Source organism: Pseudomonas sp. DW-iso17 (assembly GCF_058725345.1).
On the sequence record NZ_JBZXEA010000011.1, the window covers coordinates 461,849 to 488,173 of the forward strand.

The following is a 26,325-nucleotide window of genomic DNA, read 5'->3' on the forward strand; positions in this document are numbered from 1 at the left end:
CCCACCGCCGCCTGAGTCCCTTCCAAGCTCGCTAGACAGCCAACGATCAAGACCGCTGACCGCTCGCTGCGAGCAATTCCTTCAAGATCGTTGCCGGGTCGGCCCGCTGTTGCTTGCGGTAGTTGCCGACATGGCGAACGAACAGTGTCGCGCGCGTCACCAGGCTCTTGCCGAGCACTGGCTTGCGATCCAACTCTTCCTTGATCCGTTGAAACTGCGCCTGGATCACCGCATCGGTGTAGCGCGTGCCGGTGGCCAGGTTGTCGATGTAAATCGCCACCGCGCCGTCCAACGCGCTGCGTCCATTGGTAATGGCCATGTCAAACAGCTGCGCGCTGGCCTCGTCCTTGCTGTCCACCGCCTGCTGGCGACTCTTCTGCAGGTTGGCCAGGCGGATGTTGTAGTTGCTGATGGTCTCGGCCACCAACGCCGCCGACTGGATCAAATTGCCCGCGGCTTCTTCGCGTTGCTGGGCGATCAGCGACACGTTGCGCTTGAGCTCTTCGTTGACCAGGCCCAGCTCGGCTTGAAGCTTGGGATCGACACTGGCGGCGATGATGCTGTCCAGGCGCTTGGTCGGGTCCTGGGCGTCGTCGATGGCATCGGTCAGCGCGGCCAGGCGGCCTTCCTTCTGCCATTGGGCAAACAATTCCTTGTAGCGCGAGCGCGGCGCCGACAACGCGCCAATCGCCACGCGAAAGCCGGTGGTCTCGTTGCTTTGCTCGGTGCCATCAGCGGCAAACAACGGATATTCGCGGCGCATGCCGGTGAACAACGTGCCCTCGCCTTCCAGGTAGTTGCCGCCCTTGACCACAAAGCCGCCGTAGGTGCCCTGGCGGCGGCCAGCGTGTACCAGCTGGAAGGATTCCTGGACCATTTCCGCGGCGTTGCCGATCACGTCGAACATGCCGATGGGGTTGGGCAACTTGGTACCGATGGGCATCAACCGCGCCGCCTGGCCGGTGCCGCCGGCCACTTGGTTGAACACCGCGTAATCGGCCAGCGGACCATCGCTTTCACTGCCCTCGGCGCGCCGTGGATACAGACGGCCTTCGAGGTCCTGGCGGCTCACCGCCTGGCCGCCGCGTGCGGCGTACTCCCACTCCACTTCGGTGGGCAGGCGCACAAAACCCAGGCCGCCGTCTTCGGCCGACGCACCGCGCCCGCTTACCGGCAGCAGTTCGCGGTGGTATTTCATCAGCCAGGCGCTGTACACCGCCGAGAAACGCTCGGCTTCAAAGCGCGACAGTTTCACCTTGGGCAAACGCCCGGCCATGCCGCTGGGCGCCTCACATGCGGGAGCCGGTTCTCCGCTGGCCAGGGATTGCGCCTGGGCCATAACCTGGGCGTACTGGCGAGCAGTCACTTCGTATTTGCCGATAAAGTACAGCATGGGCTTGAGCGGGGTCTTGGCGTCGGTCTTCGGCATCTGCGGCGCGATGACCTTGCTCCAGTCCTTGGGCAAGTCCTTGAGGGTGAACTGGCCGTTGATGAAGTCGCGCCGGTAGCCGGAAATAAACGACTGCTGATAACCCGCCTCGCCTTCGGCAAAGGGGTAGCCCAGGTTGATTTCACGGTCATCCAGGGTGCCCTGGGCCAGGATGTAGGCGTAGCGGAATACCATGTTACCTTCGCAGGGCAGCGGCAGGCTCACGTCGTCCGGCAACGGCTTGGGGTTGTCGAGCTTGTCACTTGCCTCATCGGCCCAGGCCAGCGAGGCCAGGCTCAGCGCCACGCAGGCGCCCAGTAATTTATACATCTCTGATTCCTTCAGAAGCCTGGATACGTGCCACCCGCCAACCACCACAGGCGGCCGCCACGGCACTGACACCGAGCACCGCCACCAGGGCCAGGCCATAATGGCGCGCCAACAGGTGGCTGGCGTACTCGCCCGGCACCTGCACAAAAAGCTTGTTCAACGCCGCCTCAGCCAGGCCATACAGCCCAACGCTGAGCACAGCGGCAAAACCCGCGCTGTATAGCGCTTGCAGCAGCACAAACAGCAACAAGGCGGCGGTGGAAAACCCCAGCAGGCGCAACACCGAGAGTTCACGGTGCTTACGCGCCACCGCCGCCAGGGTGCCCGCGAAAATCGCCGCAAACGCCCCGGCCAACGCCAACCCGGCGATGATCCAGAACACAATCGACAGGTTGCGGCTCAACGATTGCACTTGAGCGATGGTGTGCGCCTGGGTTGAAACCAACAGGTTCTGCCCGGCGAAATACACCCGCAACGGTTCCACATCACTGAGGCTGCGCGCGTACAGGCGAAACGCCGGGTAGATACGCTGTTCGCTCACGCTCGCCGCCTCACCGGCCCAACCCAACGCCGGCACCGCACGGCCATCGCGATAATCTTCCGCTGCCTCCAACAACGCCAGATCGGCAAACAGGCCCTCGCGAGCGAAGGCCTCCAGCGGCAACACCGCCAGCACCTGCAACCGCGTGCGCTGGGCCTCGACGCGCCCCGCCACTTGCCGCGCAAAGCTGGTTTCCAGCCAGTCACCGGGCCTTGCCGCGAGCTTTTCGGCGGCGGTATGGCTGAGCACGATCTGGTCCAGGCCGTGGGGCATCGGCAAGCCTGCCAACAACGGGTCGCCTGCGGCAGTCGGCAGCATTTCCAGGGTCAGGGTGCCCACCTGCGCCGTGGCGGCAATTTGCCGTGTGCGCGGCACAGCAAACGCCACCTCGCTGCGCTCACCCAATTGCGCGATAAACGCCGCGCTGAATCGACCACCGCCCAATGGGATGATTTCACGGCTGGCGGGGTCGGTCTCCAAGCGTTCGGTCAAACTGCTAACCAGTCCAAATTTCAGCCCGAATAACACCAGCAATGGCGCGATAACCGCCACCAATGCCAACACCGAACAGGCCGACAACCACCCATCGTTGCGGTAGTCCTGCCACGCAAGCGAAGCAACCAGGCCGATGCGCATCAGCACGCCTCCCCGAGGGTTGCGGTGATACCGCCGTCTGGATCGCGCTGGCAACTGATACGCCGCACCTGCAAGCCACTGGCGCGGGCCAGCGGTTCATCATGGGTGGCGATCACACAGGCCGTACGGTGTTCGCGGGCCTGGGCCAGCAGCGCCTGCATCACGCGCTCGGCGTTGAGCGGGTCCAGGGACGCCGTCGGCTCATCAGCCAGCACCAGTTGCGGCCCATGGGCCAGGGCCCGTGCACAGCTGACCCGCTGGCGTTGGCCCACCGACAACGCCGCCGGGCGCTTGGCCAACTGATCGCTGATCTGCAACTGCTCAGCCAGGCGCGCCACGCGGCCGTCATCCTGCAAGCCCAGCAGTTGGCGCGACAGCGCGATATTGCCGCGCACGTCCAGAAACCCCAGCAACCCCCCGGTCTGCGGCACATAGCCCAAGTGCTGGCTGCGTAACGCGGCCAGCGCCGATTGCCGGTCGGCACGCCACAGCGCGCCGACGTCGTGTTGGTTGAATGCAAACTGCCCCACCTGATCCGGCGCCAACACCAGCGCCAGCAGGTCGAGCAAGGTGCTCTTGCCGCAACCACTGGGGCCGACAATTGCCAGTTGTTCACCCGCGCCCAGCTGCAACGCAGGGATCACCAGGCTGTAGCGCCGGCTACCGACGCCCCGGCTCTTGTGCACCGCGCTCAGGTTCAACATTACGGCAGCGTCGACAGCGGCACGCGATACAACGCATCGCCCGGTTCGGCATCGCCGAAACGGACCCAGTTGGCCACGTCGTTATGGAAGGTTTCATACAGACGGATTTTCGAATCCAGCTCGTCGATAAAGTCTTCCTGCTCGGCCACGCTCAATGACAACCACAGGTCCTGGGTCATGTTCAGCGACTTGCTGCGGTACGGCAGGCCCTCCAGGTATTCACCGAGCAGGCCGCCGTCAGCCAGGTTGCCGCCCTTGCGCAGGGCCTGCGGGTCGCGGCTCATATAGGCCGAGGCGCTGGCGATTTCCTGGAAGAAATCCTTGGGCGAGCTTTGGGTCTTGCGCGCCGCATCCACGATCAACTTCAACGATTGTTGCAGGTCGTTGAGTTGCAGCTTGGTCAACATCACGCACACCTGGAACGCTGGCAGCGCCGGGTTGGTCAGGTCGCGGTCCGCCGTCCAGGCGCTGACCAGTTGCGGTGCCTGGCTCGCGGTCTTGCGCCCGAGAAAGTCCATGTGCATGGCATAGCCGACGGCGGCGGACTTGTCCGCCAGGCTCGGCGCGGCACTGAGCAACGGCACGGGCTGCGGCGTGTTGCTGCGCACCTGATGCACCAGGTTGGCGAACACCGTGCCGATCTCATCGACGCGCTCACCCAGCTTGCGCACATCGCCCCCTGGCACCGGCGTGTACAGGTCGCCGATCTGCGGGTTGGCGTCGGCGGTGAGGACGCGATACTGGCTCTCGGCGCCGGCATGGGTTTTCTTGCCGGCATCGGTGCGCAGGTGCAGCGCGTAGATCTTGATCTGCTTGCCCAGCGCCGCCTGGCGCACTTCCGCTTCGTTCATCTGGGTGGCGGCGAACGGGTCGTTCTTGCGCAGCGCGCCGGCATCGGAGACCAGCAGGATGATGCGCCCGCCGTAGCCGGACCAATCCATGCCGTCCACTGCCTGCATCACCCCGGCAAACGCATCTTCGTTGAACGAGTGGCTGGACACCGTCGACGCTTTGACCTGGCGCGCCATATCCAGAAAGCGCTGCGGGTCGCGGCCTTGGTCGAGGCTGATCAGGGTCTTGGCGACATACTCAAGGCCCGGCGTTTTCTGGATGCTGCTGCGAAAGCCGACCATGCCGAAGCTGACGCTGTCCAACTCGCCACGCTCAGCAATGCGGGTTTGCAGCTCATGCACCACGTCGCGAATCTGGTCGATGTAAGGCTGCATCGACACGGTGGTGTCCACCACCAGCACCACCGCCGTGCGGAACGCGTCGGCATTGGCGCTGAGCGTCGGGCTGGCGGGTCTGGCAGCGGCGCGGCTGCCTGGGTCGATGGAGGCCACGTTGAGCAACTGCACCGGCTGGCCGTTGTCGTCGAAGCTCTCCTTGGAATCGAAGATCGGCAACAGGTAGAACTGGTTCTGCGGCACCGCGCTGGCGGTGGGTTCCAGGGCCAGGACTTGCTGGTTGTCTTCACGGTTGTTCTGCGCCTTGGCCAAGGCGCTTTTCGCTGCGGCAGGGTCGGCCAGCAGTTTTTCCACCTCACCGGGCTGGCGCAGGAACATCACGGGAGCCCGGCCGGAGCGCTCGGTGAACTTGAGCACCAGGCTTTGTTTCCAGTCGCTGACCTGGGAGGCTGGCAGCCAACCGTCGCTGCGACCATCAGTGGCCGCGCCGACGCGTACCCACTGGCTGCCATCGACCTCTTTGCGCTGGTACACGTAGAGCACGGAAAACGCCGGCAGCGCTTTACCCGGCGTACTCCCGGCGTCCGCTGAAAGCTGGGCGCCGGGTTTGCTGAGTACACGCTGGAACAAGGTTTTCTTGCCTGCCATCAGCAACGGGCGCTGACCGCCATCCACTTCAGCGACAGCCAGGGGCGGCGTCACCTTGGGCACCACGGCGGCTGGCGGCTTGGCCGGTTCATCGCCGCCGCTCAACCACCAGTAGCTGGCGCCACCAATGGCCAACGCGACGGCGACTGCCACGGCGGCCAAAGCCAATACCGGCCCACGGCGCTGCTCGGACGGGGCATTGTGCTGCGTCGGCGTCACCACCGGTTGACGCACTATTGGCTGCGGCTGCGGTTTATCCGTCGGAATGTCGATGGTGACAGGGGTCATACCCGCCAGATCAAAGCTCAATGGAATCGGCAGCGGCCGCACCAGCGTGGCATCCGATTCATCAGCCGGCAGTTGATCCAGCGCCAACAACAACGCTGCCGCATCCGGATAACGTTCCGCCGGGTCCTTGGCCAACAACTTGCGCAGCACGCCCTGATAGCGCCCATGGTGCACAGGCAATTCCGGCAAGGGTTCGGTCAGGTGCGCCAGCGCCGTGGAAAGCGCATCGGTGCCGTTATAAGGCAGCTTGCCGACGAGGATTTCATACAGCACCACGCCCAGCGCGTAGAGGTCGGCGCGGCCATCGATCTCCTGGCCCCGCGCCTGCTCCGGGCTCATGTAGCTCGGCGTGCCCACGGCAAACCCGGCCTGGGTGAACTGGGTGCGATCGTCCAGCGACTTGGCAATCCCGAAGTCCGACAACACTGCCGTGCCATCGGCGCGAAACAGAATGTTCGCCGGCTTGACGTCGCGGTGCACCAGCCCTTGGGCATGGGCATAGCCCAGGGCCGAGGCAATCTGGCGGATCAGCGTCACGCCCTGCTCCGGGGTCAGCCCAGCAGCGATGCGCTCCTTGAGCGTGCCGTTGGGCAGGTATTCCATGGCCATGTAATACAGCTCACCGACGTTGCCGATGTCATGGATGGTCACCGTGTGCGGGTGCGACAAGCGCGCCAGGGTCTTGCCCTCGCGCAGGAAGCGTTCGCAGAAACTCGGGTCGGCCGCCAGCGCCGCCGCCATCACCTTCAACGCCACCTTGCGCTCCAACGAGCGCTGGGTCGCCAGGTACACGCTGGCCATGGCGCCTTCGCCAATCTCGCCTTCGATGTCATAACCTGGGATGACGATGTTCATGACGAGACCTTCACGACGAGGGTGGTGATGTTGTCCGGTGCGCCGCGATTTAGGCCCAAGTGCACCAGGCTGCGCACGATTTCATCCGGTGCGTCATGGCTGAGCACCTCGCGGATTTCGTGGTCTTCGACGGTTTTGTTGAGGCCATCGCTGCACAGCAAATAGCTGTCGCCGGGAGCGATCAACAGGTCCACCGAGGCGACGTCCAACTGGGCCTCAACGCCAATGGCGCGGGTGACGATATTGGAGCGCGGGTGGGTGCGGGCGTCGGCTTCGCTGAGCAGGCCGCTGTCTTGCAGGTCTTGCACGTAGCTGTGGTCGCGGGAAATGCTTTCCAGCACGCCGTCGCGCAAGCGGTACAGGCGGCTGTCGCCGGCCCACAGGCACACCCCGCGCAAGCCGCGCGCGGCAAACACCACCACGGTGCTGCCCATCATGGTCACGCCACGGTTGGCGGTTTCTTCGCGCACGGCCGCGTTGATGCGCAGCAGGTCATTGCGCAGCGCCGCCGAGTATTCATCCAGAGAGCGGCCCAGCGGCACATGGCGCAGGCTGTCGACGATCAAGCTGCTGACATAGTCGCCCGCCGCGTGCCCGCCCATGCCATCGGCCACCACCCACAGGCGGTTTTCCGGCAGATCCAGAAAGGCATCTTCGTTGACTTGGCGAACCATGCCCACATGGCTTTTGCTCGCGGATTCGTACGTCACGCCCATCTACACCACACCTTCTTGTCCGAGCAAAAACTGCGCAAAATCGCTGGCGGCAGGCAGGCCCTGGCACCGTAATAAACCGGGGGAGATACGCTGCGAGCCTCGCCCCCACCACAGGCTTGCGCCCTCGCATGCCTGTTCGGCCAGTGCGGTCATACGCTGGTGCGGCACGGTGGCTGCCACCCTTTGCAGGCCGGCGAAACGGCTGTCCACCGCCCGCGGCTCGCTGGCCGGCACACCCAACTCGTCGAGCCCGGCGTTGAAGCTTTCGAAGGTCGCACCGCTGTCGAGGGTGCTGAGCAACAAGGTTTCAGCCTGCTCGAACCAGGCGTCCGAACCGCCCACCAGCGACGCCGGGTTGGTGTCGTGATCCAGCAAGGTCACCACCGCCAGCGGAAAGTAACGCCCGACCCGGTCAATGCTCGGCATCACCACGCCCGCCGCCGCGTCCGGCCCGCACACGCCCGGCGCCAGCACAAAGCGCCACAACGGGCTGACCAGGTACGCATTCAGCCAGTCAGCGCCGAGGCTGTTCTGGCTGGCGAGCAAACCCGCCGCCAGCCAGCTGTCCCACGGGCCGATAAAGCTCTGCGGCAAGGCGCGGCTGACGAAGTCCCCGCGGCTGGCCAACTTGCCGTAGAAACCCAGGGCCGTCATAGCCGCTCCGGCAGGCTGAAGCCACTGAGCACGCGGCTCTTGAACGGGTTGAAGGCACTGTTGGCGCGCAACTCGTAGGCGATGCTCGCGCCATCGACTCGCAGGCGCAGGTTGAAACGATCCGGCGAGTTGCCTGCGGTGAGGTCTGATTGCTCCAGCAGACGGAACCAGGCCCACGGGCCGTCCAGAGTGATGCCGGAGCGACCACTGGCCGACGGGGGCATGATGGAAATACGCACCACGCCAATGCTGCCCGGGTTCGGCCATTGCATCGCCACCGGCCGGCTCGGGCCGTGGTCGTAGCTCAATTGCTGGCCGTCCAGGTCAAGCAGAAACTGAGTGATGGTAGGGTCCATCGACACCGGCTTGAGTTCGAAACGCACGATGGGTTGGGTGCCACCGGAGCGGAAGAACGCGTCCCGAATCGACGCCGCACGCTGGAAGGTTTGCAGCACGCCAGGAGCAATCCCCAGCTTCTGCGCCGCCCCAGGTTGCCAGCGCCAGGTCTGTGCCGATGTGTCCACATAGGGCTGCAGGTATTTGCGGAAGTAGTTGTCCATCACCCCGCCCACGCCGAAGAACTGGCCGAAGTCATCCAGGGTGGCGTCCCGCGCACTGCCCGGCGACATCGGGTAACGCCCGGCCAACGACTGGCGATACACGTTGACCACCTCACTGACCCAGGCCGCGTTCAGCTGGTTACGCACCCCGCCCATCATGCTGTTGGTGGTGGAATTGACCACCGACTTGACCATGCCCTGCACCAGCGGCGGCTGACGCTCGGCGTTCAGGCTGACCCGCGTGGCCGCAGCCGCCGCCTGGTTCTTGGCCTCACCGAGCAAGGCATCGCCGCTGGCACCGACCATGGCACTGACCTGCACATACAGTGCATTCATGTCCGACAGCAGGCCGTCGATGGCCGCCGGTTCACCTTCGTTTTTGCTGACGATGCTGTTGAGTTCGGCAAAGTGCGCGGTCACGGGATCATCCGCCGGTGCCGGTGCATTCGCCGTCGGTTGCGCCTCGCCCAGCAAACTGCCGAGGCGCTCCTTGAGCTTGTCCACGCCGCCTTCCACCGGCACGCCTTTGGCGGCCAGTTGGCGTTCTTCGGCTTGCAGGTCGGTTTCCCTGGCAACCGCCACCAGCAGCTTTTTCAGCGGCGAGGTGGGACCGGAAATCACCCGCAGCACATCGGCGGCCTGTGCCACGCTGGTGATCGGCACAAAGTCGATGTCGGCGAGCAACGCGTCCCACTGGCGCTGGTAATCCTGGAAGTACAAACGGCGCACGTCGGCGGCCAGGCTCACCACGTTCTGCTGGTCGGCCTGTTCATGGCCCAGCACCCATTGCTCTTCGGCCAGGGTGCCGGTCTGGTTCAAGCTGCTGAGCAAGAACGCCTGGCGATAGCCTTTGGCGGTAAAGAAACCACTCAACGGCTCACCCAACGGCTTGCCGCTCTTGCGGCTGAACACTAGCGCGGCATCGCGACCGGCGGCTTCGTTGAGGCGAAAGTCCGGGATACCTTCGGGCAGTTTCTGGCGCTTGACGCGGTCGTACACGCGCTGGGCTACCGGCAATTGCTGCAACTGCCGACGCAAATCGTCGATCAGCCGTGGGTCCAGGCGTGCGCTCGGCGGGTGGCGTTCGAACAGCGCCTGCAAGTGCCCGGCCAGGGCCTGACGCTGGTCGGCCGGCAGGTCGCGGGGCAGGTTGCGGTCCCAGTCCAGGGCGATCCAGGCCTTGATGAAGTCCGGGTCGTAATGCTCGGTGTCGGCGAGCATCAGGTAAGCCTTGAGGCCCTCGTAGAGAAAGTCCGAGTTACCGCCGCCGTGCAGTTGCTCTTCGATACGCGTCACCAGGCGTGGCGCGAACACGGCGATCAACAGTTTGCGGTACACGCTGGCGGACTCGGCTTCGAGCATATCGCCCTGGTACAGCCCCAGCCCTTCGGACCAGCTCGGCGAATCCCCCGCCAGGTTCTTCACCGCATTGAGCAACGGCAGCACGGCGAGCACTTCCCGCTGTGCCGGGCTCAGGTTCTGTACGGTCTGGCCCAGGGGCGCGACCTTCTGATCGACCTGGGCGATATATGCCTGGTTGGCGCGATAGCTCACCCACCACAGGCCGCTGACCACCACCACCAGCGCGACGGTGGCCGCCAGTACGCCACGGGCGATCCACTTGCGGCGCCGCTCGACTTTCGGGTTCACCCCCACCAGGCCGCGCTCGGCAAAGGCCACGGCGGTGAACAGTTTTTCGATGAAGTAACTGCGCCCGGTGCCGCTCTGGCGCGCCAGGTGCTGGCGGTCCAGGTTCATGCTCTGGGCCATGGCACCGATCAGGCGGTCAATCGGGCTGCCTTCCTGGGTGCCGCTGGTGAAGTACACGCCACGCAGCAACACGCGCTCTTCAAAGGCGTTGGGTTTGAACACGCCTTCGAGGAAGTTTTGCAGGCAATCTTTCAACGTGCCGAACTGCTGCGGGAAGCCGTAGATCAGGTCGCGTCGTGCCGGGTCGCGTTCCTGTTGCAAGCGCTCGACCAGGCGTTCGTTGAGGCGCTGCTCCAGGCCGGCGAATTCGCTTTGCAGGTGCGCCAGCGGGCTGTCGCTGTTTTTGCCGTCGTCCAGGGCAAAGGTCATGCCCCACACCTGGGCGCGCTCTTCCTTGCTCAGGTTGTCGAAGAACTCCATGAAGCCCGGCACCAGGTCGAGCTTGGTGAGCATCAGGTAGATGGGGAAACGCACGCCCAGTTGCGTATACAGCTCCTGGATGCGCAGGCGAATCGCGGCAGCATGGGCTGCGCGCTCGGCGTCGGTGCCCAGCAGCAGATCCGAGAGGCTGATGGCGATAAAGGCACCGTCGATAGGCCGGCGCGCACGCTGCTTTTTCAGCAAGTCGAGAAAGCCCAGCCAGGCGGCTTTGTCCACCGTGGAGTTGCTGTCCTGGGTGGTATAGCGGCCAGCGGTGTCGAGCAATACGGCCTGGTCGGTAAACCACCAGTCGCAGTTGCGCGTCCCCCCCACGCCCCGCACCGCACCGGCGCCCAATTGCGCCGCCAGTGGGAAATGCAGCCCGGAATTGACCAGCGCGGTCGTCTTGCCCGAGCCCGGCGGGCCGATGATCACGTACCACGGCAACTCGTAGAGGTTGCGGCGCTCATCGCCGCCCAGCTTGGCCTTTTTCAGCAGTGCCAGGGCTTCGTCCATGCGCTGGCGCAGCGTGGACAGCTCTTCGGCGGTCGCAACGCTGTTGGGGTCGACCGGGGTTTCTGCGGCCAGGCTGCGCATCACTTCGGCGGCCTGGCGACGGGCCTGGATAATGCGGAACACGCGGTAGGCCACCCACAGCGCAAACACCAGCACGATCAGCGCCCAACGGCGCCCTTCGGGCACCAGCACGTCCAGCAGCGGGCCAACAAACCAGATGATCAGGCTCAGGGCAATCAGGCCCAGCACGGGGATCACCCAGCGAATCATGAAACTGAAAAACGCCTTCACTCGACGCCCTCCGCCAATACGGTGATTTCAACCCGACGATTGCGGGCACGGCCTTCGGCAGTACTGTTGGTGGCCAACGGCTCGGTGTCGCTGCGGCCTTCGGCGCTGAAGCGTTCGGCCTGGCCGGTCTTGGCCGCGAGAATCGCCAGCACCGACTTGGCCCGGGCTTCGGACAACGCCCAGTTGGACGGGAAACGCAACGTGGCAATCGGGCGGTTGTCGCTGTGCCCGGTGACACGCACCTGGCCCTTGACCTTGCGAATGGCGTCAGCGATGCGCAGCATCAGCGGCTGGTAGTCATCGACGATGCTGGAGCTGGCCGAGGCGAACAGCTCATCGCCACGAATGGTCACGACAGAGCGGTCGACCTTGTCTTCCACCGCCACGCGGCCGGCCTTGATGTCGTCGGCCAGGAACCCGGCCAGGCGCGGGCGCTCAATCACTTTGGGCTGCGCCACCGGACGGTCGATGGCCTGCACCGGGATCTCGCCCAGGGCATGAATATTCTTGAACACCGGCTCGGCGTCCGAGGCCAGCTTCAGGCGCAGGCCGAACAGCAACGCCAACAGCAGCGCCAAGCCAATCGCCACGGCAATCCATGGCGGCATGAATTGCGCCAGGCGATCACGGGCCACGGTTACACCGCGCCAGTGCGGCGACAGCTCACGCTCGTGCTCGCCACGGGCGCTGCGTATCGCTGCGGCGGTGCGTTCACGCAAGGCTTCCAACTGGCTGCGCCCGTCGGTCATCACGCGGTAACGCCCTTCAAAACCCAGGCACATGCACAGGTACAACAGCTCCAGCAGGTACAGGCGCTCCCGTGGGCTTTGCAGACAGTGGTCAAGCAACTGGAAAACCTTTTCACCCCCCCAGGCTTCGTTGTGCACGGTGATCAGCAGGCTCTGCTTACCCCAGTCACTGGTGCTGCCCCACGGCGTGCTCAGCACCGCTTCATCCAAGGCAGTGCACAGCGCGTAACGGGCCAACAGCACTTCATTGCGTGCCACACCGGCGGCTTCGGCGCGCTCTTCGAACTGGCGCAGGTACGCCAGCAACTGCGCACGCAGGCTGGCCGGCGCGGGATGGGCAATGGTGTTGCGCAACCGCGTCAACAACGCCAGCAACGGGCCGGCGGCACTTTCCAGCGGGTTGAGGCCCTGGCTCTTGCCGGTGAGGATCGGCGCAGCCGGCATCGACAGCGGCGCAGGTTCGGCACGCGCGGGTGCAGGTTCTCGGCCACCCGGGCGCGGCATGAACTGGGTGCGGTCATCATCATTGGGATGCATCGCCAATTATCCTCGGATCGCCCAGAAGGCCAGGTTCAAGCCCGGGAACTGCCCGGCGATATGGAAGGCGAAACCGCCGGAATTATTCAGCTGCTGCCAGTGCTCGCTGCCACGGTCCAGCTCGTAGTAGGTGCTGCCAGCGTGGTAAGGCAACTGGCGTGGCGCCACCGGCAACGGCAGCAGGCCGATGCCCGGAAGTTGCAGGTTGACCATGTCGCGGATGTGCTCCACCGAGCCGACCTTGCTCTGCTGGCCGAAACGCGCACGCAGGGTTTCGCCGGGCACATCGGCGCGTACCACGAGGATGAAACTGGCGTTGTCGAGCAGGGTCTTGTCGGCCAACATCGCCACATGGATGCCGTAGGCTTTCTCCACAATGGGGATCGGCGTGGCCTTGCTGTCGATGAGCATCGACAGCGCTTCACGCAGGGCCGCCATCACCGGCATGAAGCTCAGGGCCAGGTCGTCGTGCTGGTACTGCGGGTATTCGTGTGGACGGCGGCTGGAGGTTGAGAAGGTGGAAAACTCACCGGCCAGGCTGACCAGTTCGCTGAAGAAGCGCTCCGGGTGCAACGGGCTCAACTGGCTGAAGTGCTGGATCAGCGGCTGGGCGCGGTTGACCAGTTGCAACAGCATGAAGTCGGCGATCTCAGAGGCCCCCCCGGCACCCGAGGCCACCACGCGGCCGGCCAGGGCTTCGCCACGCTGGTGCAACAGGCCCAGCAGTTCGCTGCGAAAGGCCGTCAGCGGCTTGCTTGCGGCCACGTCCAGCACGGGCGGGATGTAAGTGTCATCGAGCACCAACGCACGGTCGGCACGCTTTTCCTTGATGCGTACCAGGCCGATGGCGGCGTAGTCGCTGATGCCGTCCTGCGCCGTCAGCAGGCGCAATGCCCGCGAGCCCACCGCCACCGGTGCACGGTTTTCGAACGGGGCGTTGTCGTCGCGCACTTCACGCACCTGGCTCACGTAGCGCGCCGCTTCCAGGGCTTCACCCTCGTCCACCGTGTCACGGGCGCCGGCGCGCTTGAGCGGCAGGGCCAGGTACACCAGGCCGTCGCGCAGGTTGTCGTCGATGTTCAACGGGCTCGGCGCCAGGTCGTCCTGGGGAATATTGAACGGCGTGCCATCGGGCAGCAGGCCGCGGGCCGACACAATCGCCAGCTTGCCCTGGGCCAGCAGGCCCTGGTCGATCAGCAGTTCGGAGAACCCCCAGGCACCCGCTGACAACGGACGGCTGCGGGCATCGATCAGGTTTTCCAGGTAACGGTCATGCTGCTGGAAGTGCTGCGTTCCGATGAACATGCCTTCCGACCAGACCACGCGATTGTTCCAGGACATGGGGGCTCCGATTGCTTGTTATTGGGCTGGGCTGGATGGGGAAGCCACGACGTCGGCGCGCACGGCATGCACGTCGAGGCTGATCTGGTATTCGCTGTATTGGCGCGGCGGCACGTTGATGACCGTGCGCCATTGCGCACGGTCCAACTCGCGGTAGCCCACCAGCAAGCCGATCTGGCGCGTGGACGGGTCGAGATCGCGCTGCAGGCTCAGTTGTTGGCCGGGCTGCACCATCACTTCGTCCTGGTCCAGCAGGTCGAGGCCGAGGGTCGATTGCGCACGGTCCGCCAGGGCGAAGTAATCGGAGCGTGCAAAGGTCGCGGCGTTTTTCAATTCGAAAATGCGCACCCGCACCGGCGCGGCCTGGCCGTTGGCACCGGGGTTAAGCCCGGCAATCGCATGAAAATGCAGCTCAACGGCGGCCGTGTCAGCTTCGGCCTCGGCAGCCGCCTGGGGTTTGGCAGTGTCGTTGGCACACGCCGTCAGCAGCAGCGCGGTGGCGGCTGCGAGTAAAAACCTGGGAATCATCCTGCGTCCTCAATGACGTATTTAGCTATCCGTTTTATCCATTAGTGCGAGGCGTTTTCAGCGTCGCTGTCGTGCACTGTGTTCTTCGTAGGCCCGGCTGAATTCGCGACCGAACAGGTCCTGGAAATCGTCCTGGGCCTCGCGGGAAATGTTGCTGTAGAGCTCGGTGAACTGCTGCCAGTACTGGGCCTGGCGCGAACCGTTGAACAGACTCGAGAGGCCGCCGGGTTTGCCCATGCGCTCCTCCAATTGCGCCGGTTCAAAGCGCGTGAGCAGGTGTTTGATCGCCGCTTCTACGCCAGCCATCACGGCCAACTGGTGGGCGCGCAGGTCGTCGAAACTGTCACGTACGGCGAGGTCCGGCGCCATAAACGCCTGGTTGCCATGACGCAGCAACAGCAGTAACGCTTCATCGGCATTCGGGGCGAATTTCAACGGGTTGTTTTCGGCGGGGCGGATCATCGTCTGCTGCATGCGAAACTCGCCCTTGAGGCTGGCACGGGCGCGCAGTACGTCGATCAGGCCCTCGACCATCAGCCGGTAGCTGCGGCCGATGCTTTCCATCTGCGCGCAAGCGTCGGCTTTGTCCAGGCGCAACTGGTCCAGGCCCGCACCGCGCAGAAAGGCTTGCAGGAGGTCCGGTTGTGGCTCGGCATTGGCCACGGGGAGCGCAACAGGCTCGACCACAGGTGGCGGCGGGATGATCGGGTCTGGGGCGGGCGCAGCATTGACCACGGGCGCGGGCGCGTCGCCGAACAGGTCCCAGTCTTCGGGAATCACCGAGCCTTGCACCAATGGCTTTTCGGGCGCCGGTACGGCCACTGGGGCCGGGGGGCGAAAATCGTGTTGCTCGGACGGCACATGGTCCGCCACGGTGGGCGGCGGCACGGCGGTGGGGCTGAGGAAGTCGAACAGGTCTGGCAGGGTTTCCATGGCCGAGGCGCCCTGGAACTGCGGCGCGATCATCGGCGTGGGCGCAGGTTGGCTCGCCACGGCGCCCATCAGCGCTTCAAAGCTATTGGGTGAGTCACCGGCAAATGGCTGGCTGTCGATGGCCTGCACGTTGAAGTCGATACGCGCCTGGATTTCGTAATCGCCGATGCGGATCAATTCACCGTCTTGCAACGGCTCGCTGTTACCCCGACGCATACGAATACCCGCCTTGACCAACTCCACACCATTGGTGCTGTTATCGGTCAAATAATAACGGCCATCTTTGTATTGAATAACGCAATGTTGCGAAGAGACGAGACGCTCAGGGTCGGGCAATACCCAGTCATTGTCAGAACTGCGGCCAATAGCCATCACGCCCTGATCCATGGACTTTTCGGGGCATTGCCCAGGTGTGATCTTGTGATAACTAGTGATAGTCAAACACAGCGACATCTTGCCTCCTTGCTGATACATCGCGCGCAGTCTACCCAGGAGGCAGCACCGCCCTGGAGAGTCCCGTCCTGTCGTACAAACGACCGCCAAAATCTGCTTTTACCAGCATGATCGCTGATCTTAACTGGCTTCCATGACAAAAATCCGCTCTGGGCGCGCCTTTCGACTCGCCAGTCGCGCAGGTTGTTAAACACCGCACATCTGTCACAGAGGGCGAATAGCTTACCTTGACAAGCCATAAGTACTACACCAAAAATGCACAACTTCTTGAACATCAGTGATGGCGCAGTAGTGGCACGCTGAGTATATGACCAAGAAAACATGCAAAGTTCATTACGCAACTAATGCATGCGTTGCCCGCCATCCAGCGGGCCGATAAGGAGATCGAATTCAGTGGATGTGCCGTTGCTGCTCACCGCCGTTTCCGCGACGTCGCCCTGTGGCGAGGACATGGAATATGACGCGCAATTTCTGCAATTGGAACGTGATGCCAAGGGCCAACCCGAACGCAGCATGGGCGACTCGATCCTGCCCGCTGAGCCGCCCGAGTGGCGCAGCATCCAGCAGCAAAGCCTCGACCTGTTGCAGCGCAGCAAAGACCTGCGCATCACCCACTTTCTGCTGCAAAGCACCCTCGCCCTCCAGGGTGTGGCCGGGCTGGCCGAAGTCCTCACGCTGATCGACGCCTTGCTGCGCCAATACTGGGCCGAGCTGCACCCGCGCCTGGATGCCGACGATGACAACGACCCCACCGTGCGCATCAATGCCCTTACCGGCCTGACCTGCGAGACCAATATTCGTCTGCTGCGCGAAAGCATCCTGACGCGCTCGCGCACCTTCGGGCCCGTGACCCTGCGCGCAGCGCTCAACGCCAGCGGCCTGCAGAGTTTTGCCGATGAGCAGTTGGGCAACCAGCAACTCAACGCCGCGTTCCTGGACAGCGACCCCGAACAACTGCAAGCCACCCGTGACGCCTTGAGCGCGGCGCGTGCGGCGTGCGAGGCCATTGAGCAACAGGTCAATGACCAAGTCGGTTCCGCCCAGGGCGTGGACCTCAGCGCCTTGAAGCAGCCGCTCAAACAGGCCCTGCAACTACTCAACCAAGCGGTGCCAGGCACCGACAGCAGCAGCGATCCCGAGGCCGTCAGTGAAGACAATGCCCCCTCGGTCGATAACGCCGCCGCGCCCGCAGCTCCTCGCCCTTCTGGCGACATCGCCACCCGCGACGATGTGCTGCGCAGCCTCGACAAAATCCTCGCGTACTACACCCGCCACGAGCCTTCGAGCCCGCTGCCGGTGCTGTTGAACCGAGCCAAGAATCTGGTACATGCCGACTTTGCGGCCATCGTGCGCAATCTGATTCCCGATGGCATGTCCCAATTTGAAAACCTGCGCGGCCCCGAAAGCGAGTAAGCCGCCGGACCGTGCAGTAACAACACCGTCGCTCAAGCGACCAGGAGCAGCAACGTGGCGAAGCAAAGTTCTCAGAAATTCATCGCGCGCAACCGTGCGCCTCGAGTGCAGATCGAGTACGACGTCGAGCTTTACGGCGCCGAGAAAAAGGTCCAGCTGCCCTTCGTGATGGGCGTGATGGCCGACCTCGCCGGCAAGCCTGCCGAGCCGCTGGCACCCGTGGCCGACCGCAAGTTCCTTGAGGTGGACGTCGACAACTTCGACTCACGCCTCAAGGCCATGCAGCCACGCGTCGCGTTCCACGTACCCAATGAGCTGACAGGCGAAGGCAACCTGAGCCTGGACATCACCTTCGAAAGCATGGACGACTTCAGCCCGGCCGCCGTGGCCCGCAAGGTCGACTCCCTGAATCAGCTGCTCGAAGCCCGCACCCAATTGGCCAACCTGCTGACCTACATGGACGGCAAGACTGGCGCTGAAGAAATCATCATGAAGGCGATCAAGGACCCGGCATTGCTTCAGGCACTTGCCAGCGCGCCCAAGCCTGCAGGGGAGCAGTAATCATGACGGACAATACCGCCCGCGAAGGCAGCCAGATCCTGGGTACCACCGAAGAAGCCAGCGAGTTCGCGAACCTGCTGCTGCAAGAATTCAAACCCAAGACCGAGCGTGCCCGCGAAGCCGTTGAAACCGCGGTGCGCACCCTGGCTGAACAGGCCCTGGCGCAAACCGACCTGGTGTCCAACGACGCGATCAAGTCGATCGAATCGATCATCGCCGCCATCGACGCCAAGCTCACCGCCCAGGTCAACCAGATCATCCACCACCAGGATTTCCAACAACTGGAAAGCGCCTGGCGTGGCCTGCATTACCTGGTCAATAACACCGAGAGCGATGAGCAACTGAAGATTCGCGTGCTCAACATCTCCAAGCCAGACCTGCACAAGACCCTGAAGAAATTCAAGGGCACCGCGTGGGACCAGAGCCCGATCTTCAAGAAGATGTACGAAGAAGAATACGGCCAGTTCGGTGGCGAACCTTACGGCTGCCTGGTGGGTGACTACTACTTCGACCAGTCGCCGCCCGACGTGGAACTGCTGGGCGAGCTGTCAAAAGTCTGCGCCGCCATGCACTCGCCTTTCATCGCTGCGGCCTCGCCGACCGTGATGGGCATGGGTTCGTGGCAGGAACTGTCGAACCCACGCGACCTGACCAAGATCTTCACCACCCCGGAATACGCCGGCTGGCGCTCGCTGCGTGAATCGGAAGATTCGCGCTACATCGGCCTGACCATGCCGCGCTTCCTGGCACGCCTGCCGTACGGCGCCAAGACCGACCCGGTAGAAGCCTTCGCCTTCGAAGAAAACACCGACGGCGCCGACAGCTCCAAGTACACCTGGGCCAACGCCGCCTACGCCATGGCAGTGAACATCAACCGTTCGTTCAAGCACTACGGCTGGTGCTCGCGCATCCGCGGTATCGAGTCTGGTGGTGAAGTGGAAAACCTGCCGGCCCACACGTTCCCTACCGATGACGGTGGCGTGGACATGAAGTGCCCGACCGAAATCGCCATCAGTGACCGCCGTGAAGCGGAACTGGCGAAGAACGGTTTCATGCCGCTGCTGCACAAGAAAAACACCGACTTCGCCGCGTTCATTGGCGCCCAGTCGCTGCAAAAGCCTGCCGAATACGACGACCCGGACGCCACCGCCAACGCCAACCTGGCCGCACGCCTGCCGTACCTGTTCGCCACCTGCCGTTTCGCCCACTACTTGAAATGCATCGTGCGCGACAAGGTCGGCTCCTTCAAAGAGAAGGACGAAATGCAGCGCTGGTTGCAGGACTGGATCCTCAACTACGTCGACGGCGACCCGGCGCACTCCACCGAAACCACCAAGGCCCAGCACCCGTTGGCGGCGGCCGAAGTGATCGTGGAAGAAGTCGAAGGCAACCCGGGGTATTACAACTCCAAGTTCTACCTGCGCCCGCACTATCAGCTTGAAGGGCTGACGGTGTCGTTGCGCCTGGTATCGAAACTGCCTTCGGCAAAAAGCGCATAAGTAACGATTGAGCTAGCTCGTTCCCACGCTCCGCGTGGGAATGCCGCCCGGGACGCTCTGCGTCCCGGTGACGCGTAGCGTCACAGGATGCGTTACCACGCAGAGCGTGGGAACGATCACCCAATCAAGTGGCATGGGCCACACAGGGAGAAAACATGGCTGTTGATATTTTCATCAAGATCGGCGACATCAAGGGCGAGTCCATGGACAAGGCCCACAAGGACGAAATCGATGTGTTGAACTGGAGCTGGGGCATGTCCCAGTCCGGCAACATGCACGTCGGCGGTGGCGGTGGCGCGGGCAAGGTGAATATCCAGGACCTGTCGCTGACCAAGTACGTCGACAAGGCTTCGCCCAACCTGATGATGCACTGCGCCAGCGGCAAGCACATCGACAAGGTCAAGCTGACCGTGCGCAAGGCCGGTGGCGAGAGCCAGGTCGAGTACATGGTGATCAACCTGGAAGAAGTGCTGGTCACCTCCTTGAGCACCGGCGGTTCGGGCAGCGATGATCGCCTGACCGAAAACGTCACCCTGAACTTCGCCCAAGTGATGGTCGACTACCAGCCGCAGAAAGCCGACGGCACCAAAGACGGCGGCGCCATCAAGTTTGGCTGGAACATCCGCTCCAACACCAAACGCTGATAGCCCTTGTGGCCGTGGCCCGGTGCCACGGCCATTGTGTCCCTCTCGCAACCCGTCCGTGGAGCTGCTTTGGTGGTAACTGAAATCGCTTCCCGCGACCGTCTGCAACCGTCCCTGCTGGACCGGTTGACCGACGACGACCCGACCAACCCCAAGGAAAGCGCCGACAAACGCGTGCTGTCCCTGACCCAATTGAAGGCCTCGGTGCTGCGTGACCTGGCGTGGTTGCTTAACACCACCTCGTTACTCGATACCGATGCCACGCTGCACACCCCGGCCGGCACTTCGGTGGTCAATTACGGCCTGCCAGCACTGGCGGGCAACAGCGCGTCGAGCGTCGATATCAAAGCCCTAGAAGCCTTGATTTACCAGGCCATCGCCACTTTCGAGCCGCGTATTTTGCGCCACACATTGCGGGTCAAGGCGCGCATGGGCCATGGCGAGATGAATCACAACGCCCTGAGTTTCGAGATTGAAGGCGACCTGTGGGCACAGCCGGTGCCGTTGCGTTTGCTGTTGCAGACCGACGTGGACCTGGAGTCCGGCCATGTGCGCGTGCTCAATGCCGACCAGCGGAGACGCCCATGAATCCGCGCCTGCTGGAGCTGTACAACCAGGAACTGCACCACGTGCGCGAAAGCGCCGCCGAGTTCGCCAAGGAATACCCGAAGATCGCCAGTCGGCTGACCCTGTCCGGCATGGACTGCGCCGACCCGTACGTCGAACGTTTGCTTGAAGGCTTCGCCTATCTCACCGCCCGCGTGCAGCTCAAGCTCGACGCCGAGTACCCGACCTTCACCCACAACTTGCTGGAAATCGCCTACCCGCACTACCTGGCACCGACGCCGTCGATGACCGTAGTGCAATTGCAGACCGACCCCGATGAAGGCTCCCTGGCCGGCGGTTTCCCGCTGCCCCGGGACACGGTGCTGCGTGCCGCCCTGGGCCGTGAAACCCAGACCTGCTGCGAGTACCGCACCGCGCACCCGGTGACGCTGTGGCCGTTGCAGGTCAGCAACGCCGAATATTTCGGCAACCCCGCCGCCGTGCTCGGACGCCTGGCCGCCAGCGAACCGAAAGCCAAGGCGGGCCTGCGCCTGACCCTGCGCACCGGTGCCGAGCTGCCGTTCAACAGCCTCGACCTGGATACCTTGCCGCTGTACCTGAGCGGCGCTGATGAACAACCGTTTCGCCTCTACGAACAACTGCTGGGCAATGCCTGCGCGGTGTTTGCGCGTCAGCCCGGTGGCGATTGGGTCGAGCGCCTGCCCCAGGGCGCGTTGCGCTCGCGGGGGTTCGGTGATGCCGATGCGGCCATGCCGGTGGTGGCACGGGCGTTCCAGGGCTATCGCCTGTTGCAGGAGTACTTCGCCCTGCCCCATCGCTTCCTGTTCGTTGAGTTCGCCGAGTTGAGACGCGCGGTCAAGCGGTGTGACGGCCAGGAGCTGGAACTGATCGTGTTGTTCGACCGCCACGAACCGAGCCTGGAAGGCAGTGTCGGCGCGGCGCAGTTCTTGCCGTTCTGCACGCCCGCCATCAACCTGTTCCCCAAGCGCGTGGACCGCATCCACTTGTCCGACCGGGTCAATGAACACCATGTGATCGCCGACCGTACGCGGCCGATGGATTTCGAGATTCACTCCTTGAGCGGCATTACCGGCCATGGCACCGGACCGGAGCAGCCGTTCTTGCCGTTCTACGCAGTGCGCGATCCGTCGCGCTATGGCCGCGACCAGGCGTATTACAGCGTGCGCCGCGAGCCACGGGTGCTGTCCAGCGACCAACGCCGCAATGGCCCACGCTCCACTTATGTGGGCAGTGAAACCTTCGTCAGCCTGGTGGACAGCCGCCAGGCGCCGTATCGCCATGACCTGCGCCAACTTGGCGTGACGGCGCTGTGCACCAACCGGGACCTGCCGCTGTTCATGAGCGTGGGCAACGGCAAGACCGACTTCACCCTGGCCGACAGCGCGCCGGTACTGGCCGTGCGATGCGTCGCCGGGCCAAGCCGCCCGCGTGCCAGCCACGCACATGACGCCAAGGCCTGGCGCCTGATCAGCCAGTTGTCGCTCAACTACCTCTCCTTGAGCGAACAGGGCCAGGGCGCCGGCGCCTTGCGCGAATTGCTGCGCCTGTACGGCGACAGCAATGACGCCGCCCTGCAATTGCAGATCGAAGGCCTGCGCGAAGTCAGCAGCAAGGCGGTGACCCGACGCCTGCCGATGCCTGGCCCGATTGTGTTTGGCCGCGGCCTGGAAATCACCCTGGAGTTCGATGAAAACGCGTTTCGCGGCACCGGCGTGTTCCTGCTCGGTGCAGTGCTGGAGCGCTTCCTGGCACGCTACGTGTCGATCAACAGCTTTACCGAGACGGTGATCCGTACCACCGAACGCGGCGAGATCATGCGATGGAAAGCCAAGCCCGGACGGCGTCCGACCCTGTGAGAACCCTGGACGCGATGCACCAGGAGCCCTGGGAATATGACTTCTTCCAGGCATTGCGGCGCATCGAGTGCGAAACGCCCGAGCTGCCACGCCTGGGCCATTCCCTGCGCCTGGCCGATGATCCGCTGCGCCTGGGGCAGCAGGCCGATTGCACCTTCGCACCCGCCACCCTCGCCTCGGTCGACCCCGGTGGCGACGGCAAGCCGGCGCGGTTGGAGCAGTTCTTCTTCGGCCTCGGCGGCCCCAACGGGCCGCTGCCGCTGCACATCACCGAGTACGTGCGCGAGCGCCAACGCAACAACGCCGACAGCACCAGCAAGCAGTTCCTGGATGTGTTCCACCATCGCTTGTTGACCCTGTTCTATCGGGCCTGGGCCGAGGCGCGGCCAACGGTCAGCCATGACCGCCCGGACGATGACTACTGGTCCGCCCGCCTCGCCGCCCTGAGTGGCCGCGGGATGCCGAGCCTGCTCAATCAAGGGCTGATCCCCGATACCGCGAAGCTGCATTACAGCGGCCATCTGTCGGCGCAAACCCGTTACCCGGATGGCTTGAAAGCGATCCTGGGCGAGTACTTCGGCCTGCCGGTAGAGATCGAGGAATACGTCGGCCAATGGCTGGAACTGCCCGAGCGCAGCCGCGTGGGGGTCAACGCCAACCAGTTGGGCGTGGACTTCTGCCTGGGCAGCCACGTGTGGGACCGCCAGCACAAATTCCGCATCCGCCTGGGCCCGCTCACGCTGGATGACTACATGGGCATGCTGCCCGGCCAACAGCCGTTCAACGAGCTGGTGGCGTGGGTGGCCGAGTACCTGGGCCATGAATTGGACTGGGACTTGAACCTGGTTTTGCAACAACCCGAAGTACCGGCGCTGCAACTCAACGGCCAGTTCCGCCTGGGCTTCAACACCTGGCTCGGCCAACCTGCGCATGACGCCAACGACCTAATCCTGGCCCGGCATTACGCCGACCACGCCACCACCTCAAGGAATCCAGAGCATGGGTGAAATCAGTCGCGCCGCACTGTTCGGCAAACTCAACAGCGTGGCCTACAAAGCCATCGAAGCCGCCACCGTGTTCTGCAAATTACGGGGCAATCCGTATGTGGAACTGGCCCACTGGTTTCACCAGTTGTTGCAACTGCAGGACTCCGACCTGCACCGCATCATCCGCCAGTTCAACGTGGAGCCGGCGCGCCTGGCCCGCGACCTCACCGAAGCCCTGGACCGCCTGCCGCGCGGCTCCACGTCGATCACCGACCTGTCCTCCCATGTGGAAGAGGCCGTAGAACGCGGCTGGGTGTATGGCAGCCTGATGTTTGGCGAAAGCCAGGTGCGCACCGGTTATCTGGTGCTGGGCATCTTGAAGACACCGAGCCTGCGCCATGCGCTGCTGGGCCTGTCCGGCGAGTTCGACAAGATCAAGGCCGAGGCCTTGAGCGAGCGCTTTGACGAATACGTCGGTGACTCGCCGGAAAATGCCTTGAGCGCCAGCGACGGTTTCAATGCCGGTGTGCCAGGCGAGGCCAGCGGTGCCATGGCGCCCAGCGCGATGGGCAAGCAGGAAGCGCTCAAGCGTTTCACTGTGGACCTGACCGAACAGGCCCGCAGCGGCAAGCTCGACCCAATCGTGGGCCGTGACGAGGAGATCCGACAACTGGTGGACATCCTCATGCGTCGGCGCCAGAACAACCCGATCCTTACCGGTGAAGCCGGGGTGGGCAAGACCGCCGTGGTCGAAGGTTTCGCCCTGCGTATCGTCGCCGGTGACGTGCCGCCTGCGCTCAAGGACGTGGAGCTGCGCAGCCTCGACGTGGGCCTGTTGCAAGCCGGCGCCAGCATGAAAGGCGAGTTCGAACAGCGCCTGCGCCAGGTCATCGAAGACGTGCAGGCCTCGCCCAAGCCGATCATCCTGTTTATCGACGAAGCCCATACCCTGGTGGGTGCCGGTGGCGCTGCCGGCACCGGTGACGCAGCCAACCTGCTCAAGCCTGCCCTGGCCCGTGGCACCTTGCGTACCGTGGCTGCCACCACCTGGGCCGAGTACAAAAAGCACATCGAGAAAGACCCGGCCCTGACCCGCCGCTTCCAAGTGGTGCAGGTTGCCGAACCGTCGGAAGACAAGGCCCTGCTGATGATGCGCGGCGTGGCTTCCACCATGGAAAAACACCATCAGGTGCAGATCCTCGACGAAGCTCTTGAAGCCTCAGTGAAGCTCTCCCACCGCTATATTCCGGCGCGCCAGTTGCCGGACAAGTCCGTAAGCCTGCTGGACACCGCCTGCGCCCGCGTCGCTATCAGCTTGCACGCGGTACCAGCAGAAGTGGACGACAGCCGTCGGCGTATCGAGGCCCTGGAAACCGAGTTGCAAATCATCGCCCGTGAGCATGCGATCGGCATTGCCATTGGTACGCGTCAAACCAATAGCGAAGCGCTGCTGACCGCCGAGCGTGAGCGTCTGGCCACGCTGGAAAGCCGCTGGGCTGAAGAAAAAGCCTTGGTAGATGAATTGCTCGCCACCCGCGCAACCCTGCGCGAAAAAGCCGGTGTGGTGGACAGCGGCAACGATGCGTTGCGTGCGCAATTGGTCGACCTGCAACAGCGCCTCACCGCCCTGCAAGGCGAAGCCCCGTTGATCCTGCCGACCGTGGATTACCAGGCCGTGGCCTCGGTGGTCGCCGACTGGACCGGCATCCCGGTGGGCCGCATGGCGCGCAATGAGCTGGAAACTGTGCTCAACCTCGACCAGCACCTGAAGAAACGCATCATCGGCCAGGACCATGCCCTGCAGATGATCGCCAAGCGCATCCAGACCTCCCGCGCCGGCCTCGACAACCCGAGCAAGCCGATTGGCGTGTTCATGCTGGCCGGCACCTCGGGTGTGGGCAAGACCGAAACCGCCCTGGCCCTGGCCGAAGCCATGTATGGCGGTGAGCAGAACGTCATCACCATCAACATGAGCGAGTTCCAGGAAGCCCACACCGTGTCCACCCTCAAGGGCGCGCCACCGGGCTATATCGGCTACGGCGAAGGCGGTGTGCTGACCGAAGCGGTACGGCGCAAACCCTACAGCGTGGTGCTGCTCGATGAGGTGGAGAAAGCTCACCCGGACGTGCACGAGATTTTCTTCCAGGTGTTCGACAAGGGCGTGATGGAAGACGGCGAAGGCCGGGTGATCGACTTCAAAAACACCCTGATCCTGCTGACCACCAACGCCGGTACCGAGCTGATCTCCCACGTCTGCAAGGACCCGGCGAACATCCCCGAGCCCGAGGAAATCGCCAAGGCCCTGCGCCAGCCTCTGCTGGAGATTTTCCCGCCGGCCTTGCTCGGCCGCCTGGTGACCATCCCGTACTACCCGCTGAGCGATGAGATGCTCAAAGCGATCACGCGCCTGCAACTGAACCGCATCAAGAAGCGTGTGGAGAACACCCACAAAGTCGCGTTCGAGTATGACGACGCAGTGGTCGACCTGATCGTCTCGCGCTGCACCGAGACCGAAAGCGGCGGGCGCATGATCGACACCATCCTGACCAACAGCCTGCTGCCGGACATGAGCCGCGAGTTCCTCACGCGCATGTTGGAAGGCAAGGCACTGGCGGGGGTGCGGATCAGTAGTCGGGATAATGAACTGCACTACGACTTCAGCGACACCGAATAACTATTGTTGGAATACGGTCAGTGTGGGAGCTGGCTTGCCTGCGATAGCGGTCTGACATTCAGCATTGATGTTGACTGA

At 63.7% G+C, this 26,325-nt stretch carries 19 protein-coding genes; 8 read left to right on the plus strand and 11 right to left on the minus strand.

Annotated elements, in window-relative coordinates; genetic code table 11:
- Positions 1 to 46 precede the first annotated feature (46 nt).
- Genes AC4PS6_RS10080 through tagH form a run of 11 tightly spaced genes read right to left on the minus strand, consistent with a single transcriptional unit; the run spans position 47 to position 16,026 of the window.
- Positions 47 to 1,759, minus strand: a complete 1,713-nt coding sequence (locus AC4PS6_RS10080) for a formylglycine-generating enzyme family protein (RefSeq protein WP_020302847.1) — start codon at positions 1,757 to 1,759, stop codon at positions 47 to 49.
- Positions 1,752 to 2,936 (minus strand): FtsX-like permease family protein, encoded by a 1,185-nt coding sequence (locus tag AC4PS6_RS10085; protein WP_122365592.1) that lies wholly within the window; start codon positions 2,934 to 2,936, stop codon positions 1,752 to 1,754. Before AC4PS6_RS10085 ends, AC4PS6_RS10080 begins: the two co-directional genes overlap by 8 nt.
- A complete protein-coding gene (locus AC4PS6_RS10090; protein WP_336827097.1) occupies positions 2,936 to 3,640 on the minus strand; it encodes an ABC transporter ATP-binding protein in 705 nt (234 codons plus the stop codon). The genes AC4PS6_RS10085 and AC4PS6_RS10090 overlap by 1 nt, the downstream gene beginning before the upstream one ends.
- The gene (locus AC4PS6_RS10095; RefSeq protein WP_336827098.1) at positions 3,640 to 6,618 is read right to left on the minus strand and encodes a serine/threonine-protein kinase; all 2,979 of its coding nucleotides are present in this window, start codon (positions 6,616 to 6,618) and stop codon (positions 3,640 to 3,642) included. Before AC4PS6_RS10095 ends, AC4PS6_RS10090 begins: the two co-directional genes overlap by 1 nt.
- The gene (locus AC4PS6_RS10100) at positions 6,615 to 7,334 is read right to left on the minus strand and encodes a PP2C family protein-serine/threonine phosphatase (protein ID WP_003195541.1); all 720 of its coding nucleotides are present in this window, start codon (positions 7,332 to 7,334) and stop codon (positions 6,615 to 6,617) included. The genes AC4PS6_RS10095 and AC4PS6_RS10100 overlap by 4 nt, the downstream gene beginning before the upstream one ends.
- Positions 7,335 to 7,988 (minus strand): type VI secretion system-associated protein TagF, encoded by a 654-nt coding sequence (gene tagF / locus AC4PS6_RS10105; protein WP_014720494.1) that lies wholly within the window; start codon positions 7,986 to 7,988, stop codon positions 7,335 to 7,337. It abuts the gene before it with no gap.
- Positions 7,985 to 11,485, minus strand: coding sequence for a type VI secretion system membrane subunit TssM (gene tssM / locus AC4PS6_RS10110; protein ID WP_336827099.1), 3,501 nt, complete (start codon positions 11,483 to 11,485; stop codon positions 7,985 to 7,987). The genes tagF and tssM overlap by 4 nt, the downstream gene beginning before the upstream one ends.
- The gene (locus AC4PS6_RS10115; protein ID WP_014720496.1) at positions 11,482 to 12,771 is read right to left on the minus strand and encodes a DotU family type VI secretion system protein; all 1,290 of its coding nucleotides are present in this window, start codon (positions 12,769 to 12,771) and stop codon (positions 11,482 to 11,484) included. The genes tssM and AC4PS6_RS10115 overlap by 4 nt, the downstream gene beginning before the upstream one ends.
- 6 nt (positions 12,772 to 12,777) lie before the next feature.
- Complete coding sequence (gene tssK / locus AC4PS6_RS10120; RefSeq protein ID WP_019818126.1) at positions 12,778 to 14,112, minus strand: type VI secretion system baseplate subunit TssK; 1,335 nt, start codon at positions 14,110 to 14,112, stop codon at positions 12,778 to 12,780.
- 18 nt (positions 14,113 to 14,130) lie between these two features.
- Positions 14,131 to 14,640, minus strand: a complete 510-nt coding sequence (tssJ, locus tag AC4PS6_RS10125) for a type VI secretion system lipoprotein TssJ (protein ID WP_336827100.1) — start codon at positions 14,638 to 14,640, stop codon at positions 14,131 to 14,133.
- 57 nt (positions 14,641 to 14,697) lie between these two features.
- The gene (tagH, locus tag AC4PS6_RS10130) at positions 14,698 to 16,026 is read right to left on the minus strand and encodes a type VI secretion system-associated FHA domain protein TagH (RefSeq protein ID WP_014720498.1); all 1,329 of its coding nucleotides are present in this window, start codon (positions 16,024 to 16,026) and stop codon (positions 14,698 to 14,700) included.
- A gap of 393 nt (positions 16,027 to 16,419) precedes the next feature.
- Between tagH and tssA the strand changes: the two genes are divergently transcribed.
- From tssA to tssH, 8 genes are all read left to right on the plus strand, one after another.
- A complete protein-coding gene (gene tssA / locus AC4PS6_RS10135) occupies positions 16,420 to 17,439 on the plus strand; it encodes a type VI secretion system protein TssA (protein ID WP_003195555.1) in 1,020 nt (339 codons plus the stop codon).
- A 54-nt stretch (positions 17,440 to 17,493) separates the two neighbouring features.
- Positions 17,494 to 18,000, plus strand: coding sequence for a type VI secretion system contractile sheath small subunit (gene tssB / locus AC4PS6_RS10140; RefSeq protein ID WP_003195557.1), 507 nt, complete (start codon positions 17,494 to 17,496; stop codon positions 17,998 to 18,000).
- Positions 18,001 to 18,002: 2 nt separating this feature from the next.
- A complete protein-coding gene (gene tssC, locus AC4PS6_RS10145) occupies positions 18,003 to 19,499 on the plus strand; it encodes a type VI secretion system contractile sheath large subunit (protein ID WP_003195559.1) in 1,497 nt (498 codons plus the stop codon).
- Between the two features lie 155 nt (positions 19,500 to 19,654).
- A complete protein-coding gene (locus AC4PS6_RS10150) occupies positions 19,655 to 20,143 on the plus strand; it encodes an Hcp family type VI secretion system effector (protein WP_003195562.1) in 489 nt (162 codons plus the stop codon).
- 72 nt (positions 20,144 to 20,215) lie between these two features.
- Positions 20,216 to 20,731 carry a type VI secretion system baseplate subunit TssE gene (tssE, locus tag AC4PS6_RS10155; protein ID WP_003195563.1) on the plus strand — a complete coding sequence of 172 codons (516 nt, stop codon included), beginning with the start codon at positions 20,216 to 20,218 and terminating at the stop codon, positions 20,729 to 20,731.
- A complete protein-coding gene (tssF, locus tag AC4PS6_RS10160; protein ID WP_336827101.1) occupies positions 20,728 to 22,587 on the plus strand; it encodes a type VI secretion system baseplate subunit TssF in 1,860 nt (619 codons plus the stop codon). The genes tssE and tssF overlap by 4 nt, the downstream gene beginning before the upstream one ends.
- Positions 22,551 to 23,594, plus strand: coding sequence for a type VI secretion system baseplate subunit TssG (tssG, locus tag AC4PS6_RS10165; protein WP_020302841.1), 1,044 nt, complete (start codon positions 22,551 to 22,553; stop codon positions 23,592 to 23,594). The genes tssF and tssG overlap by 37 nt, the downstream gene beginning before the upstream one ends.
- Positions 23,587 to 26,247 (plus strand): type VI secretion system ATPase TssH, encoded by a 2,661-nt coding sequence (tssH, locus tag AC4PS6_RS10170; protein ID WP_336827102.1) that lies wholly within the window; start codon positions 23,587 to 23,589, stop codon positions 26,245 to 26,247. Before tssG ends, tssH begins: the two co-directional genes overlap by 8 nt.
- The last annotated feature ends 78 nt before the right edge of the window (positions 26,248 to 26,325 follow it).